The organism is Acinetobacter towneri DSM 14962 = CIP 107472 (assembly GCF_000368785.1).
In the GTDB taxonomy this organism is placed as follows: domain Bacteria; phylum Pseudomonadota; class Gammaproteobacteria; order Pseudomonadales; family Moraxellaceae; genus Acinetobacter; species Acinetobacter towneri.
Map to the genome: position 1 here is coordinate 683,236 of NZ_KB849690.1, position 17,118 is coordinate 700,353.

The 17,118-nt window shown below is 41.9% G+C and carries 16 protein-coding genes and 1 other RNA gene; 8 read left to right on the forward strand and 9 right to left on the reverse strand.

Translation table 11 applies throughout. From position 1 onward, the window contains the following. Positions 1–216: 216 nt before the first annotated feature. From F947_RS14375 to F947_RS10505, 4 genes are read left to right on the forward strand one after another with little or no spacing between them, the layout of a single operon-like run. Positions 217–1,011 carry a thermostable hemolysin gene (locus F947_RS14375; protein ID WP_004975348.1) on the forward strand — a complete coding sequence of 265 codons (795 nt, stop codon included), beginning with the start codon at positions 217–219 and terminating at the stop codon, positions 1,009–1,011. 28 nt (positions 1,012–1,039) lie between these two features. Next, positions 1,040–2,731: an AMP-binding protein gene (locus F947_RS10495; protein WP_004975349.1), complete on the forward strand. Its 1,692-nt coding sequence runs from the start codon at positions 1,040–1,042 to the stop codon at positions 2,729–2,731. Next, complete coding sequence (locus F947_RS10500) at positions 2,685–3,539, forward strand: TauD/TfdA family dioxygenase (RefSeq protein WP_004975350.1); 855 nt, start codon at positions 2,685–2,687, stop codon at positions 3,537–3,539. The genes F947_RS10495 and F947_RS10500 overlap by 47 nt, the downstream gene beginning before the upstream one ends. Positions 3,540–3,579: 40 nt before the next feature. Then, on the forward strand, positions 3,580–4,413 hold the full coding sequence (locus F947_RS10505; protein WP_004975352.1) for an SDR family oxidoreductase: 834 nt from the start codon (positions 3,580–3,582) through the stop codon (positions 4,411–4,413). Here F947_RS10505 and F947_RS10510 read toward each other — a convergent pair. Then, positions 4,408–5,745: a sigma-54 interaction domain-containing protein gene (locus F947_RS10510; RefSeq protein ID WP_004975355.1), complete on the reverse strand. Its 1,338-nt coding sequence runs from the start codon at positions 5,743–5,745 to the stop codon at positions 4,408–4,410. The two genes, F947_RS10505 and F947_RS10510, sit on opposite strands and share 6 nt — an antisense overlap. Before the next feature lie 193 nt (positions 5,746–5,938). On the opposite strand from F947_RS10510, the gene F947_RS10515 reads away from it, so the two are divergent. The 3 genes from F947_RS10515 (at position 5,939) to F947_RS10525 (ending at position 7,907) form a co-directional block, all read left to right on the forward strand. Then, the gene (locus F947_RS10515; protein WP_004975362.1) at positions 5,939–6,622 is read left to right on the forward strand and encodes an MBL fold metallo-hydrolase; all 684 of its coding nucleotides are present in this window, start codon (positions 5,939–5,941) and stop codon (positions 6,620–6,622) included. Positions 6,623–6,666: 44 nt separating this feature from the next. Further along, the gene (locus F947_RS10520) at positions 6,667–7,449 is read left to right on the forward strand and encodes a sulfite exporter TauE/SafE family protein (RefSeq protein ID WP_004975367.1); all 783 of its coding nucleotides are present in this window, start codon (positions 6,667–6,669) and stop codon (positions 7,447–7,449) included. Positions 7,450–7,589: 140 nt separating this feature from the next. Continuing rightward, complete coding sequence (locus F947_RS10525; RefSeq protein ID WP_004975369.1) at positions 7,590–7,907, forward strand: hypothetical protein; 318 nt, start codon at positions 7,590–7,592, stop codon at positions 7,905–7,907. A gap of 94 nt (positions 7,908–8,001) precedes the next feature. Here F947_RS10525 and F947_RS10530 read toward each other — a convergent pair whose 3' ends face one another. From F947_RS10530 to ssrA, 7 genes are all read right to left on the reverse strand, one after another. Beyond that, complete coding sequence (locus F947_RS10530) at positions 8,002–8,784, reverse strand: ATPase (protein WP_225543583.1); 783 nt, start codon at positions 8,782–8,784, stop codon at positions 8,002–8,004. Between the two features lie 3 nt (positions 8,785–8,787). Next, positions 8,788–9,045, reverse strand: a complete 258-nt coding sequence (locus F947_RS10535; RefSeq protein ID WP_004975373.1) for a hypothetical protein — start codon at positions 9,043–9,045, stop codon at positions 8,788–8,790. Between the two features lie 274 nt (positions 9,046–9,319). Then, positions 9,320–10,027 carry an ABC transporter ATP-binding protein gene (locus tag F947_RS10540; RefSeq protein WP_026438336.1) on the reverse strand — a complete coding sequence of 236 codons (708 nt, stop codon included), beginning with the start codon at positions 10,025–10,027 and terminating at the stop codon, positions 9,320–9,322. A 1-nt stretch (position 10,028) separates the two neighbouring features. After that, a complete protein-coding gene (locus F947_RS10545) occupies positions 10,029–11,237 on the reverse strand; it encodes an ABC transporter permease (RefSeq protein WP_004975378.1) in 1,209 nt (402 codons plus the stop codon). Beyond that, positions 11,234–12,385, reverse strand: a complete 1,152-nt coding sequence (locus F947_RS10550; protein WP_004975381.1) for an efflux RND transporter periplasmic adaptor subunit — start codon at positions 12,383–12,385, stop codon at positions 11,234–11,236. The genes F947_RS10545 and F947_RS10550 overlap by 4 nt, the downstream gene beginning before the upstream one ends. Positions 12,386–12,570: 185 nt before the next feature. Further along, entirely contained in the window at positions 12,571–12,813 is a 243-nt protein-coding gene (locus F947_RS10555; protein ID WP_004975383.1) for a hypothetical protein, read from the reverse strand. A 284-nt stretch (positions 12,814–13,097) separates the two neighbouring features. Further along, positions 13,098–13,457: a transfer-messenger RNA gene (gene ssrA, locus F947_RS14380) on the reverse strand. Positions 13,458–13,587: 130 nt separating this feature from the next. On the opposite strand from ssrA, the gene glpK reads away from it, so the two are divergent. Next, complete coding sequence (glpK, locus tag F947_RS10560; RefSeq protein WP_004975387.1) at positions 13,588–15,072, forward strand: glycerol kinase GlpK; 1,485 nt, start codon at positions 13,588–13,590, stop codon at positions 15,070–15,072. A 129-nt stretch (positions 15,073–15,201) separates the two neighbouring features. Here glpK and F947_RS10565 read toward each other — a convergent pair whose 3' ends face one another. Continuing rightward, the gene (locus tag F947_RS10565) at positions 15,202–16,560 is read right to left on the reverse strand and encodes an NAD(P)-binding domain-containing protein (protein ID WP_004975389.1); all 1,359 of its coding nucleotides are present in this window, start codon (positions 16,558–16,560) and stop codon (positions 15,202–15,204) included. Between the last annotated feature and the right edge of the window lie 558 nt (positions 16,561–17,118).

Consider the following 17,118-nt stretch of genomic DNA (forward strand, 5'->3'; position numbering starts at 1 on the left):
AGGTAGGGCGCGAACAATTGTGTTTTGCATAATTGGATGACTGTTTATTTTTGATTAGTTTATTGTTTTAAACATATAAGGAGTTGAGTGATCATCTCCTTTTTTTGTGTGCATGAAGAGTTTTTTGAATTGTGACAGTTTGTAGCGACTTAAGTTTTCTTTAAGTTTAGATTTCTATCTTGAGCATTGAGTTATTTTCTATCCAATGTGATGCACATGATCAAATTTAATTTTGATGCTCAATCATCCAGTCAAACGCATTTTCTGGATGCGAATTTTCATCAGAAAAAAAATAAAAAACAATTCAACGGGTATGCATCTGTAGCGCAGCCGTATAAACCACAAACGAACCCAAAACAGTTGAACCTAGAACAGCCACATTTAGATGTATTACACAGCTATGCCTCGGTGATTCAAGCACACACAACAGCACAACATTTAAATGTGACAACTGTGACCCAAGATGCTAGCAAACAACGCTTGGCATTAGAGCATTTTATTCGAGATAAATACCAAAAAGTCCATCAGGCATCCATAAATACTTTTTCAGATACCTTGTTTGCAGGCTATGTAAACCACGACATGCAAGTGGTGATTGGCATGCAACCATTGGGCGCAAACCAAGCCTTTTTGGAACAGTATTTAGATGCACCCATTGAAACCATTTTAACCCAATTGAGCCAAGTGCCTGTAACGCGCGCGCAGATTGTTGAAATTGGCAACTTGGCAGCGCAAGACATGAGCAAAGCCAAATTGATGGTGGCTTTTTTGGTCTTTCACTTATCGCAGAACAATGTGTCGTGGGCAGTTTGCACAGGAACAGCAGCAGTGCGCTATGTGTTACAGCAAATGGGTTTGCATTTTCAGGTACTAGAAAAAGCCAACCCCGAAGCCTTGGGCGATGCACAGCATCAATGGGGCAGTTATTACCAACAGAAGCCTTATGTACTGGCGATTGACGTTGCAGCAGCGTTGGCGGTCACGCAACAGCAATATTGTTTTTATGCCTAAGGTCATGCAGAAAGGCGGAAATTGAAAGATGAATGAGTTATTTGAAAACCTGAATCACTATGCCCAAACAGACCCTGAGCGTGAAGCAATTGTGACGGCACAAACCACACTGAGTTATGCCACATTACAGCAACGGGTTGAGTTGCTCAGTGCAGAATTGGCAACTTATCAAGTACAGCGTTTGGCGTTGTGGGGTGTGAATCAGGCCGATTGGATTGTGGTCGATTTAGCCGCACGTAAAGCTGCAATGACAGTCATTCCTGTGCCTTTATTTTTTACTGCTGCACAAGTGCAACATTTACTGCAAGACAGCCAAGCGGAGTTGCTGTGTATTTTGACGGATACTGCACAAAGCGATACTCCGTCCAATGTTAACTCGGCTATTGGAAATACTGCTATTCCAGAAGCTTTGTTGGAGATGATTGATGCAGTTCAGGCACAGGTTTTGCCACCATCAGATTTATATCAAGGGCAGTTGTTTCGTCTAAGCGTTGAAACAGCACAACCGCATTTATCCCCAAATTCTGCTGAGCAGCCTACAAAAATTACTTATACCTCGGGCAGTACAGGTACACCCAAAAGTGTGTGTTTGGCAGAAGCCACCATCAATTCAATTACACACTCTTTAAGTCAGGCATTACAAAGTAGCCAGCTTGGGCGGCATTTGTGTCTAATTCCATTTGCAACATTGCTTGAAAATATCGCAGGCGTGTATGTGCCTTTTCACATGGGACGTGCAGTGGTGGTGGCTGAAGTCATCCAGTTCGGTTTGCTGTCCAACCATGAGTTTGATGTTTCACGCTTTGTCGATGCCGTGCAGCAATATTGCATTGAAAGCGTGATTTTATTGCCGCAAATGCTCAAAGCGATTGTGGAATATATCCATCAATACGGCGATTTGGGCTTGCGCACTTTGAAGTTTATTGCCGTGGGTGGTGGCAAGGTGTCTGCAGATTTACTCAAGCAGTGTCAGCAATTCAATTTACCTGTTTATGAAGGTTATGGTCTGTCTGAATGTGCATCGGTCGTGAGTTTAAACCTGCCTGAAGCTCGCAGAATTGGCAGTGTTGGCCGCGTATTACCGCATGTTCAAGTCGAAATTGCTGCCAATCAAGAAGTGGTGGTCAAGGGCAATGCCATGTTGGGATATATGCATGAACTTGGGCGTGAGCAGGATGCGGTATCAGCCGATATTCACACAGGCGATGCAGGTTATTTTGATGAAGATGGCTATTTATATATCACGGGGCGTATCAAGCAAATTATTGTCAGCAGTTTTGGGCGCAATATTTCACCAGAATGGGTTGAATCGAACAGTTTGAGTGAGCCTGAAATTCAACAGATTGCCGTGTTTGGTGAAGCGCAGCCGTCATTATCTGCAGTGATTTATGCCGAGGAACATCGTTCAGATGCGCAATTGGCAGCCGCGATTTATCGTGCCAATACCCGTATGCCTGATTATGCCCAAATTAAACACTGGTGCCGTGCTGAACAACCTTTTTCTTTAAATAATCAGATGTTAACCGATAACGGAAAATTGCGTAGAGCAGTCATTCAGCAACAGTATCAGACAGCTTTGGCACATCCTACAACGTATTTAATGGCTGATCTTGGAGATGTTTCACAGATAGACATCAACCTGTCAGTCATCAATAGAGATAGAGAGAAATCACATGAATATTGCACAACAGCAATTCAAACATTCCCCACAACAAATTAAAGATCGTTTGGTGGAGCACGGTTGGGTTTTACTTAGAAATGAACATTATGATGTGAATGCGTTTAGTGGGCTGATGAGCAATATTTGCCAAAAGCTGACCTATGACCCTGCACGTGAAAATGTGACCCGACAATCGCAAAAAGTAGATGCAGGTACGCAGGCAATGGGACTGCATATAGAAAATGGTTCAACCCCAATGCCGCCTGATATTATTGCTTTTTTTAGTGAAAAAAGTGCTTCGCGTGGTTCGCAGACTACTTTATGTGATGGACATGAGGTATGGCAAAAACTGCCTGATACACTGAAGCAGAAATTTGCTGAACCGATGACCATCAGCCGTTACTTACCCAAAGCGATGTGGCAAAAGTATGTGGCGACAGCACTCAATATTGCCGATGCCGTACAGGTCGGGCAGCAGGAACTCGCTCATTTTATTGAGATGATTCCTGGACAACGGATTCGTCCTGCGCATGATGAAGGTGTGCAGTATGACTTGCACATGCCGATGATTCGCCATGACAATTTAAAAGCTGTGCCTGCCTTTGCCAACACCTTGTTGGGGCCTTCTTATAATTACGAAAAGCCGCGTTTTTACTTTGCTGATGGCAGCGAAATCCAAGCGGAATTATTGGAAGAGTTGGCAGAGCGATGCGAGCGTGAAACCTCAGAAATTGACTGGCAAGATGGTGATGTGGTGCTCATTGATAACAAGCGCTTTATGCATGGCAGACGTGAAATATTGGTGCCATTAGAAGATCGTAAACTCTATATTTGTATGGGCTTGGGACTGAATCCTGCATTTTTATAATTGAGTTGTATCGAATATCTTAAAATTGAGAGTATCTTTTATGTCAAATTTAACTGCGGTGATTTTCGGGGCAACAGGCGGGATTGGTCATGCGATTGCGCATCATTTTGCTAAAAAAGGCTTAAACTTAATTTTGGTTGGGCGTAAGCAAGACACCTTGCAACAACTAGAGCAAAGTCTGGCGCAGCAGTATCCTCAGTTGCAATTACACAGTCTGCGTTGTGATTTAATTGATGCCAGCAGTCGTCATGATTTTATTCAGGCACTTGCCGCATTAAAACAGCCGATTCATTACTATATTAACAATGCAGGCATGAATGATTTTCGTCTGTTTGCGCAGCAATCACAGGATACCATTGAGCAAATGATGTTGGTCAATGTGGCTTATCCGCTGCAACTGATTCAGGATGTGATTCCATATATGTCGGACAGTCAGCCGAGTCAGATCATCAATATTGGCTCGACTTTTGGCAGCATCGGCTATCCTGGCTATGTGAGTTATTGCGCCAGTAAGTTTGCCTTGCGTGGTGCAACTGAAGCGTTGGCGCGAGAGTATTGTCAGACTGCCATTCGTTTTAGATATTTCTCCCCACGCGCGACCAATACCAGTATGAATAATCCCGATGTGATTGAAATGAATATCAAAATGGGTACAAAAGTGGATTCACCTGAATTTGTGGCACAAGAACTGTATCAATTTTTACAAACAGACCGTCAATCCTATCAGGTCGGTTATCCTGAAAAAGTCTTTGTAAAACTTAATCAGTTGATGCCTAGCCGAGTCGCAGCTGCCATTCAAAAAGATTTAGACACCATTTATGAATATGCAGATCAAAGCAAAGCGTCCTTTATTCAGCAAACTTCCGCCTCATAAATGATATTTTTTTCGATAACGCCATAAGGTGGTTCGGCTAATGCCCAAGGCTTGTGCCACCAATTCAGTTTGCCCCTGATATTTTTCCAGTAAATCCTGCAGTGTGTCTTTATCTACTTTATTGTTGGTTTTGATGGGCAGCTCAATAGGTTGTGGCGTTGGGGGAGCTGTGGCGAGTTTCAAACTAGCATGCACAATTTCATCGGGTAAATCGTGTTGATCAATTTCCGTTTTACCTGCTGACATGGTCAATGCATACAGCAAGGTATTTTTTAATTCACGCACGTTGCCCGGCCAGTCGTAATTGATTAATACCTTCAGTACTTGCTCGGTCAAATGTGGCGTGACCTGAAACTGGGCTTGTTGTTGCAAAATAAATGCTGCAATTTTAGGGATATCTTGTTTACGTTCACGTAGTGGTGGCACAAAAATTGGAATCACCCGTAAACGATAAAGTAAATCTTGGCGAAATCTGCCTAAACGCGCTTCTTCACGTAAAGCGCGATGGGTTGCGGTAATAATTCTGACATTCGATTTAATCGCTTTTTCACCGCCCAAAGGGGTGAATTCGCCCGTTTCTAATACTCGCAATAATTTGGCTTGCAGTTCCAGTGGAATTTCTGCAATTTCATCTAAAAATAAAGTACCACCTGCAGCACGTTCAAACACACCTTTATGCTCACGAATTGCCCCTGTAAATGCACCTTTCACATGCCCAAACAATTCACTTTCTAAAATATTGGCATTTAAAGCAGCACAGTTAATCGCAATAAAGACTTGTGCATGCCGTTGGCTGCGTGCATGTACTGCTTGCGCCACCAACTCTTTACCACTACCAGATTCACCACGCACCAAAACAGGAAACTCAGTAATCGCTACCCGTTCAATAATGGAATACATATGCTGCATTTGTGGCGAATCACTATGGAAAAACTCCGCCAAACTATTTTGTGCTTGGGCAGATGGGGTGAGTGTTTGTGATGACACTGTTGCAACGCTAGGCTGCAGAAAGAATAAACATCCTGTGAAATCGGCTGTATGGACACGAATATTTAAGCTGTGGTAGTGCCATGCCTTAGCACTATTCGGGAGTTGCAGCAGACCTGTCTGTGGTTGTGATGCTGATTGTGATTGTAGTTTTAATTTCAATAATTGATTTTTTAATGTTTTACCCGTAGCTGCAGAAACAGAAGCATCTTGTGCATATTCATAAATCCATGTTTGAGCAATGTCGTCATAAACATAGAGCAAACTGTCTGGACAAAGTTGTTGTAAATGAAACAAAAAGCTTTCAAGACTGGCTTGTTGTTCAAAGTCATGTATCGCATTCATGATGTTTCATCTTTTGTTTCATTATTGATTCAATTGAAACATAAAATGCAACAGATGTGAAACATGGAGGATGATCTAAATTAAACAATATTTCTTAATATATTGTATTTTATTAATATATTTAAAAGAGATTAAGTTGGCACTATATTTGCAAAATTAAGAATAACAAAATATAAAACTCAGTATCTATCTCATGATCTTTCATCAATTTTTTGAAGCTGACAGCTCGACCTATACTTACTTATTGGCATCTGAACAAACCCGTGAAGCGGTGCTGATTGACCCTGTAATTTCAGAGGTTGAGCAATATGCTGCTTTTCTAGAACAGCATGATTTGCAATTGGTGTATAGCTTAGATACGCACGTACACGCTGACCATATTACTGCTGCCAACGAACTCAGAACACGTTTTGGTTGTAAAACTGTATTACATCGTAATTCAGGTGTGGTGTGTGGCGATATTTTCATTACCGATGGCAGCGCCATTCGTGTGGGTGAATTATTGATTGAAGCACGTTATACCCCGGGTCATACCAACGCCTGTACCAGCTATGTGGTCAATGGCATGGTATTCACTGGCGATGCGTTGTTAATTGATGGTTGTGGTCGTACTGACTTTCAGGAAGGCAACCCAGCGACTTTATATGACAGCATTCATCTACAAATTTTTAGCTTGCCTGATGACACTTTGGTGTATCCAGGGCATGACTATAAAGGGCGTTTATCTTCTACCGTTGGGCAGGAAAAACGCAATAACTCGCGTTTAGGACAAGGACGTACCAAAGCGGAATTTATTACCCTCATGCAGAATTTAAACCTGCCTTATCCAAAACATATTGATGTGGCTTTGCCTGCCAACAAAGTTTGTGGCAAGTGATGTTTGCACAGCACAACATAGTGATGGAATAGGGGGAAATACGCATGTGGATGTTAATCCTAGAAGGCTTGGCGATTGGTACTTTGCTGGGTTTAACTGGGGCAGGGGGCGGTATTCTTGCCGTTCCTGCACTTATGGCAAGTCAGGGCTGGACTGTGGCGCAGGCTGCACCTGTCGGTTTATTGGCAGTCACTTTGGCGGCTTTGGTTGGCACAGTTGAAGGCTTGTTCAAACGTATTGTGCGTTATCGTGCTGCATTGTGGATTGCCTTAATCAGTATTCCATCTGCACGTTATGGGGTGCATTTGGCAGGTATTGTCCCGCCCATTTGGTTAACACTGGCGTTCAGTCTGGTCATGTTGATTGTGGCGTATCGTATTTTCTTTAATAAAGTCAACGACCAAGTTAATCCACCGTGTAAGGTAAACCAAAACACAGGACGCTTAATTTGGAATGTTAAAACGGCGTCTTTGCTTGGTGGTGTGGGTGTAATTGCAGGCTTATTGACGGGTTTGTTGGGTGTGGGCGGTGGTTTTATTATTGTGCCGTTATTGCGTAAATTTACCGATTTGGATATGCGCAGTATCGTCGCAACCTCTTTGATGATTATTTTCCTGATTGGTGGCGTGAGTATTTCAGCACACGTTTTAGATGGCTTTCAGTACCCAATGGCAGTCACCATCACCTTTGTTCTGGCATGTATTGTCGGGATGTTACTTGGACGTACTTTGGTACATCGCATGAATAGCAATACTGTACAAAAGGTATTTGCTACGACAGTTATTGGTGTTGCGTTCTACCTCATTTATACAGCGATTATGGCTTAAGTCTAATATTTGGATACTATGTTTTTACTTTGAACTGCAGTATTGTGAATAGGTAACGTATTGTTAAGTGTAAGAAAAAGCACTAGACCTAGACCAAATTAAAGATTAGCTTAGTTGTATAAGATGACAAGGAGCCAAGAATGAAAAAACATTTATTTTGTGTGGGTGTAGAGTTCCGTAAAGCATCCGATGAAACAGGCTCTTATGCGTATTTGACCGCATATTTAGGCGCAGATGACTTACATGAAGCGATTGATCGCGTTCAGAAACAACTGGAGCAAGAAGGCAATAAAGTATTGTTCGTTCGTGGTTGCTGGGTTGTCGATGCCGATTGTGATGATGGTTTCTGCCCAACTGAAGAAAGTAATGCTGCCTCTAAAGCAGACCTACTGTTCAACGATGAAATCTATTATGGCAAATTGCAGCAATGGTCAATCAACAATGGCTATGAATACTGAGTAAAATGTTGGCTGAGTAAGATGCCGATGGGTTCAGTTTACTGACCTGTGAATATTTAAAAAACCGCGTTTGAATGATTCAAGCGCGGTTTTTTTATTCTTCATCAACCAAATGAACAAGTACATATTTTTCAAACCAGATCGGAAACTCTCCTTTAAAATCTGGATTAATGATCAATGTATCTCCGTTAGTCACTTCACAGATATAAGAAGCCATATTCTTGGTCGCATTACTTGAGTTATCAAATAAATACGCTCGGTCGGATACTTCAATCGCATCAATCAACATGTGCATAGTGCGGAAATAGCGTTCACGGATTTTAATTTCTTCGACTGGATGACCACCATTTTTCACACGTTGTTTAACTCGGTCCACATTAATATCAGGGTCCTCAGTCGTCACAAAGTATAAATAGGTACGATAGCCTTGCGTTTTAGCATCTCGCAAAAACTCGATTTTACTCTCATGAGACATTACGGTTTCAAATGTAAATCCAACCTTAAGCGTAAGTAACTCTTTACGGATGACATCAAGAATTCGGGCTGCGAGGTAGGAATCAATCGTGTTCCCGCTTAAGTCGATTAAGCTTCCATCAATCACAGGATCTACTGAGAGGAGAGGACTTTTGCTTAGAGTACCATCTGCATTTTTTAGTGGTCGACTTGCTTGAGTAAGATAATCAACCAATATGTTTGCATTAATGCGTATATCAAATTGACTTAGATCAAGAATGGGTGTGGCTTTAAGATCGCGCTCAAGGTTGTCAGCATTCAAAAACAATTTAGATAAACGGCTATCTAAACCATTAATCATCGTACTTTTGCCCGATCCATTTGGACCCGCAAACATTCTGATTCGAGGTGTTTTTGGCAACATAAATTATTCTGCAGTAGCCTCTATGTTACGTTTTCTAATTTTAAAGGTTCTGCGACCATTAAACTGGCGGGCTAGATCAGGGTTCCGACCAGATAACTGTTTGATTAAAACTGGTTTGCCATTCGGGGTTTTGCTGACTAAGGCATCATTTTCCACATAAAGTACTCGATCACTGTGAGCTACTGCAATGAAGCGTTCACGCAAAACGTCAGCTGCAGCTGTAGCGATTTCACTTTCATTGGTTCGGTTTCTAGTTGACATATCTAAAACCTCTAGGTGATTAAGTTTCATGGTTAGCGCGTCAATTCTTGGATTAAGAATAAATTGCTCTATTTAATCAATATATGCGTATTTTGATTAAATTCCAAGAACAGTATGAAGCTAGTAAGTATTATATTTTTGCATTTCTGATGCTATCAGAATACCACATCAACCGTTTTTTAGCATTGTGTCGCATGTAACTTGAAATGCAGATATTTTATTGCTTTTGATATTGAGCTAAAACATCAGTTTCCAGCGCTGAAAACTTTAGAGCCTACTTAAAAGGACGTCCTTCGCCTTGTTCTTCATAAGTCACACCATCTCGAATGTGGTACAAGCGTTTAAAGGTAGGGATGATTTTATCGTCATGTGTGACTACAATAATTGCAGTTTGAAATTTTTCTGCCATTTCGTGTAATAAGCGAATCACGGTCATCGCGCGTACACTATCCAATGGTGCAGTGGGTTCATCGGCTAAAATCACAGGCGGTTGATTAATCAAACCACGTGCAATGGCGACACGCTGTTGTTCACCACCAGACAATTGCCCAGGCATGGCATGTACCCGATGCTGCACATCGAGCGCCGTTAAAATTTCCAATGCGCGGGCGCGGGCAATGTCATTGGCTACGCCTGCTAACATCGGCAGCAGCGCTACATTATCCAAAACATTTAAAAAAGGAATTAAGTACGGGGTTTGGAACATAAAACCAATTTTATCGCGGCGTAAGGCACTTAAGTCTTTGACTAACCAACGTTGGTCAAAAATCACCTCATCGCCCAAAGTCATGCGTCCTTCGGTAGGATCAATCACTGCACCTAAACATTTGAGTAAGGTACTTTTGCCCGAACCTGAGGGGCCAATCAGCCCAACTACTTCACCGGGCGCAACCTGCATATTGACATCTTTTAAGGCATAAAAGGCATTGTCACCTTGTCCAAAACGCTTTTTTAAACCTTCAATTAAAATGCCGTGTGTCATGTTATCCCCCAATTGCTTCGGCAGGGTCAACACGCAGTGCCATCCGAATTGCAACCAAACTGGCTAACATGCAAATCAGCATCACCGCAAAAAATCCGAAAATCGAATCTTGTGGAACCAATAAGACATATTTCGGGAAATATGGTGCTGCAAAAGTTGAACTGATTTTACCGACAGCAAATCCAATTAATCCCAGCGCGAGTGCTTGTTGCAAGATCATCCAAGCGATTGTGCGATTGCGTGTGCCGATTAATTTTAAGACCGCAATTTCACGAATTTTGTCCATAGTCAGGGTATAAATAATAAATGCCACAATCGCGGCGCTGACCAAGGCCAAAATCACTAAAAACATGGCAATTTGTTTTGCGGATGTGGCAATCATTTTGCTGATTAAAATGTGTTCCATCTGCGGGCGGGTATAGACTGTTAGTTGTTGCCAACGCTGAATATGTGCTGCTGTTTCTTCAGCTGAAGCACCTGCATTTAAACGGACTAAAATAGCATTCACATAACGGTTGCTACTTTGTGCATTGAGTACGCTTTCAAGCAAGTCAGGATAAGCAGGGCGGTTATAAATTGGGTTTACTGCAATTCGTCTACGGTCTTGTAAAATGGCAGCATTGCCCTTTTGGAATTGCGCCTGTTGTGCATCTTTCAGCGGAATAAAAATCATCGGGTCACCACCCGAAGACACCATGCGTCGGGTTAAACCCACCACGGTAAAGGTGTTACGACGGATTTTAATACGATCACCCAACTTTAATCCCGTACTCATGTCGGCTACGGCTTCATAGTGCCCGCGGGTCAATTGACGTCCTGCCAATAAATGTGGCGGCCACCCCAAGTTATTCCACGCATGTTCACCTGTTTGAATCCCGACCACCATCGAGCGAATATCTTTATCTTGATGATGCACTTGCATGGTTAAATAAGTAATATTTGAAGCATGCGCCACCCCGGGCATATTCATCACGCTGCGATATAAATCATCACGCACACTTGAAGGTTCTGCATAAGGGCCAAGTGTATCTTGCTGCACTACCCATAGGTCAGCACCACTGTTATTCAGCAGGGCTTTGGCATCATCTACCATGCCGCGATACACGCCAGCCATAATTAAGGTCACACCAATCAGCAAGCCGAGTCCAAAGCCAGTAAATACAAATTTACCCCATGAATGGAAAATATCACGACCTGCCAGACTAATCATTTAGCTGCTCCTGCAAGTTGCTTGACAACCCGTAAACGGTTTTTGGCATGTAGGGGTTTTTCACTATACAGCACCACTTGATCATTTTCGGATAAGCCTGCGAGCACTTGCACATCGCCCGCTAAATTTGAACGTCCTAATTGAACTTCAACAAATTGCGGCTTTTCGGCCACAACTTTCCACACGCCTACTTGGTTATTGATACGGTGAACTGCCGCATTGGGAATGGTTAAGCTGCGTGCCAATGGTGCGAGGCTGATGGTGACTTCTGCTAACTCACCCAAAGGCGGAAGAGGCGTTGGAGGTTGATTAAAAACCACTTTAGCTAAAATTTCTTCGGTAATGGCATCGGCACGAGGTTCTACCCATAACACATGACCTGCCAAAGCATTATTTTGCCGTGAACGTAAATGAATTTGAGCTGGTAAGTCAGCAGCTAAACCAATCGCACTGGATTGATCGAAACGGGCATTCATCCAAATGGAGTTAGGATCGACAATTTCTAGTACGGTTTGACCTGCTACCACCGTTGAACCCGGTTCTGCATAACGTGCAGTGACGACACCTGCAGCTGTGGCCACTAAATTTAAATTATCACGCTGTGCTTGTAAGGTATTCAGGTCTGCACGTGCTTTATTGAGTTCTTGTTGCATCGCGCTGAGTGCCGCCGTTGCCAAATCGAGCTCTTGTTGTTTAATGGCTAAAGATTCTTGGCTGGTGGCATTGATTTTAGCTAGTTGTTGATAACGATTGACTTGTTGCTGCGCAAAATTTTGACGGATTTGAGTGTCTTGTTGCTGAGCGGTAATTTTTTGGATTATCGCACGTTGAGCCAATAAACGATCTTCTAGATCGACAGGATCCATTTCGCCTAACAGTTGTTCTGCTTGTACGTTATCGCCAATATCTACTTTTAAGTTTTTTAAGCGACCTGCTGCAGTTGGGCCAATTTTATAATTATAACGCGCTTCAACGGTTGCTACGCCAAACAGGCTAGGTTGAATGGATTGATATTTGACTTGCGTGAGGGTGACGTTGACAGGGGCAAATGGGCCTGTGCGTAAGACCACGTAAATTAACAATAAAACCAGAGCTACAATGACCACAATCACGGAAATAGTTCGCTTTCCTAAGGGAAATACCTGCATGTGTACTCCGCATAATTTTTTATCAATTAAGGATAATATAATCTATTTTGTTGTTGTGCGGGGGAGTTATTCGGTTTGGGGAGTGAAAGCGAAAAATGTTTGGAGATGAATAAACCGTCCAATAAAAAGGCTTAAATCCTAAAAGTGGATTTGAACCTGTATTGTGCAAAAGTGAGCAATCCTGATCATTTTTCGTGAAGTTTTACCTCAATTTGATAGTCGTCTTGGGTCACTTTAATTTTATGGTCTTTATATTTACGTTTGCTTGGCGAGAGTGCAGAGCTAGTCACTGCCTTATGGAAATCACTATCTGACATGAAAAAATAATAAGCCTTATAGCCCAATAATATTTTCTCAATTTTATTGCCTTTAGTCTGAGCATCACTGATCAATGAATTTAGATACTTTAAGCTGATGTTTGCTGACATTCCTGAACCTTAAAATATAAAGTTGAAATTTCTAAGAATTTATAAGCAACAAACATTACAAATTTATGACAAGGGTTGTTTGAGAGATGTACTTCGCTTCAGGTCATTATAGATCTAAAAGTTGTGGGTCAAATTGACGCAATTTTGACCCAATTTATTCAAATTTGGGTCAATTTGTTCTGGATAGCATTGGACGCAAAACCCATAGAAAAAGCCTTAAACACTGATGTTTAAGGCTTTTTTAGTCATATTTAGTTATGTAACTTCATATGAATTTAAGAATTTGGTGGAGGTGGCGGGAGTTGAACCCGCGTCCGCCAACACTACACTCGAGAATACTACATGCTTAGATATCGTCTATTGTTTTAACACTCTAAGACCCGACGAACAGGGTTCAAAGTGCGATCCTCTAAGTTTGGTATAAAGTCCCGAGGCTCAACTCTATACGGACTTGTGTGCGTGCGCTTCAGTCGGGTTCACTGACCACAAGTATTCAGTGAAGCGGACAAGCGGCCCTTAGGCAGCTAGAGCGTAAGATTCGTCGTTTGCGACTATTTTAATGCAAATTTGATTTACGAGAGAAAATGCGCTCTCGGCATGCATCTATGAGCTTCATCATCAGCGTCGAAGCCAATAACACCCCCATATCACAGCGCAATCATAGCATAGCTGGCAAAAATTACGATGTATTTTCTGCACAATTACACATTTCGATGCGCTTAGTTACATAATTGCGCTAATATTTTATTTTTCAAGTCAAACACAATAAAAAATATGAGTTATTTACTAGCACTCGACCAAGGCACAACTTCTAGTCGTGCCATCATCTTTAATGAACACGGACAAGTTCAGGCAACGGCACAACGAGAAACCCATATCCAGACCCCATATTCAGGTTGGGTGGAACAAGATGCCCAAGAAATCTGGTCAAATCAAATTGCTGTGGTGCAACAGGCTCTGGCGACTGCAGGTATTTTGGCTAAAGACATTCACGCGATTGGCGTGACCAATCAACGTGAAACGACTGTAGTGTGGGATAAACGCACAGGCAAACCACTGGCACCTGCCATAATTTGGCAAGATCGTCGTGCGGCTGATTGGTGTCATCAGTTGATTCAAAATAACCAGATGCAATTGATTCAGGAAAAAACAGGTCTGCGTATAGATCCGTATTTTAGTGCAGGCAAACTGGTGTGGCTGCTTGAGCATGTCGATGGATTAAAAGCATTGGCACAGCAGGGGCATGTGGCTTTTGGCACCATCGACAGTTGGTTAATCTGGAATTTGACCCAAGGCGCAGAGCATGTCATTGAAGCGAGTAATGCTTCAAGAACGATGTTGATGAATTTACATCACCAAACTTGGGATGAAGAATTGCTGGAATTATTTCAAATTCCCGCATCAGTTTTACCTAAAATTATTGCATCCGACAGCTATATTGCAGATACCGCAACGGGTTTATTGGGCGCGAATATCCCAATTACAGGTATTTTAGGCGATCAGCAGGCGGCGTTGTTTGGGCAATCGTGCTTTGAAGTTGGAACAGCAAAAAACACCTATGGTACAGGCTGTTTTATGTTGTTTAATACAGGCAATCAGGTGCAATTTAGCCAAAATAAGTTACTTACCACTTTGGCGTGGCAATGTCAAAATCAAACCCATTTTGCCCTTGAAGGCAGTGTTTTTATGGCAGGCGCGGTGGTGCAATGGCTGCGCGATGGTTTGGGTATTATCCAAAAAAGCAGCGATGTGGAACAACTTGCCAATAGTGTAACTTCTAGCGATGGTGTAGTGCTAGTTCCTGCATTTACAGGGCTTGGTGCGCCACATTGGGACAGTGAAGCGCGAGCCCTTTTATGTGGAATGTCACGTGGCACCAACAAGGCACATATTGCCCGTGCTGCCTTGGAATCCATTGCATTTCAGGTGTCGGATGTACTCACTGCGATGCAATCCGATTTAGATCATCCACTGAAAGAGCTTCGAGTCGATGGTGGTGCTAGTCAAAATGATATGTTGATGCAATTCCAAGCCGATATTTTAAATGTGCCTGTGTTACGTCCTAAAATGTTGGAATCAACCGCTTGGGGAGCAGCAGCTATGGCAGGTTTAAAGGCGGGTGTATTTTCTGACTTATCTGAAATTTCAGCATCTTGGCAGTTAGATCGGGTATTTGAACCTCAAATGAATGAGGCAGAGCGGGCTGAACATTTATCGCGTTGGCAACAAGCCTTAAAACGCGCCAAGTCAGATTTATAATTAGCGCTATTTCTAAACAATGATAAGTTGAAATGAATCTTTAAACCACAAGCCTCATCAGCAATGTTTATGAGGCTTGTAGTTGTTTTTCCGTTACGGCAGGCCTGCTTTAATCTTTGAGATCACGCCTTACATCGCCTCACGTTGAGCTTCATCTTCTAGATAACTTTCCAGAGAATCATCTAGTGCATAAAGCCATGGTGTGTGATGCGGTTTAGCCATTTTTCCTGTCATCACTGAGCGATAAACTTTATCTCTAAAGCCCATAATATTTTCTTTTTTATGCTTTTTCCATTGCATGAAAATATCGTGTACTGCATCAATATTGAAAGATGGATAGTCGGTCTGCGCAATCAGGCGTTTGATGTAATCCCCTTGGAAACGTGCAGATTGTTCATCGCTGATTAAGCGTTGTTCTTTTTCATGCAAGGTTTGGGTATGGCTTTGCATTTCATCTGTACTTGGCAATGCAATTTTGCCTAAAATCACATCACGGACAAACCATGCCTGCGCATCGAACATATTGAAGGTGTACCATTGATCTTGCATACCCAAATAGAACAAACGTGGATTCTTTTCCCAAACCACACCTTGATATAAACCTAGTGGATAAAGGCAGTTATGCGTTCTGAGGCGCAAGCCATCTTCAATAAACGGGAAGTGGTGTAAATAGCCCGTACATAAAATAATGGCATCAATTTTGGCCGATGTTCCATCACCAAAATAAGCAGTATTTTCATCTACACGCAGTAATTGTGGTTTTTCAGACCAGTTTTTGGGCCACTTAAAGCCCATGGCTTTACTGCGATAGCAACTGTAAATTTGTTTGGCGCCGTATTTATAACATTGCGAACCAATGTCTTCGGCAGAGTAGCTGCTGCCCACCAACAGCACTGATTTACCTTTAAATTCCAGTGCATCACGGAAATCATGCGCGTGTAAAATACGACCATGGAATTGATCAAAGCCTTCATAAACAGGGACACGCGGGGTAGAAAAGTGCCCAGAGGCCACCACAACATAATCAAACTGTTCTGAATAATGACGTTGCTGTGCGTAATCTTCGACATCAACCGTAAATTTTTGCGTCGCATCATCATAATGAATATGCTGAACGGCGGTATTAAAGCGGACTAAGTCTTTCACCTGTGCTTTTTCTGCACGACCTTGAATATAATCCCACAACACTGCGCGTGGCGGATAAGACGCGATTGGTTTTTTGAAGTGTTCATCAAAAGTATAATCGGCAAATTCTAGCGCTTCTTTAGGGCCATTTGACCATAAATAACGGTACATACTGCCGTGGACAGGTTCGCCATGTTCATCTATACCTGTGCGCCAAGTATAGTTCCAGAGTCCACCCCAATCATTTTGTTTTTCGAAACATACAATTTCAGGAACTTGTAGACCTTTGGCCTTTGCTGACTGAAACGCTCTTAATTGGGCCATGCCGCTTGGGCCAGCGCCAATAATTGCAATTCGATCCATTGCTATCTCCATTAGTTTTTGAGTTCTTAATTACTTCTCCAATTTTGAGTGACACAATTCAGGATTTTAAATATCCGCATTATAAAAATAAGCAAATACAATCCTAAATTTAGAGATCAAGTAGATCTTGTCAAAATAGGATGTGAATTAAAAAAATAGAAAAAATAAAACACACTAAAGACAGTAAAAATTGCTTAAGCAACTCATCTTTATAAAAAAATGTGTTTTACAAGAAGCATGATCTTATCATAATTTTTGATTAATTTTGGTTTTGCTTAGTTGTAAAAGTGAATTTAAAGTCATTGCTGTTGTTGTTTTGGTTTGATCAATTGGTATATTTTATTGATTTTTATAGAGAAAATAAGATGAAAATTTAAAGCTAATTTTTATCTCATTTTGCCCAATATAAAGGTGATTTTGATGAGATTGTTGCAAAATCTACAATGATATACAGAGGATTGAAAACTGAATCTTAGGCAACATTTTCAGAGAGCCATACCCGAAGTGGACTTCTGAAAAATTAAAAGGATGCTGTGATTGATAGGTGTAATGAAAGTT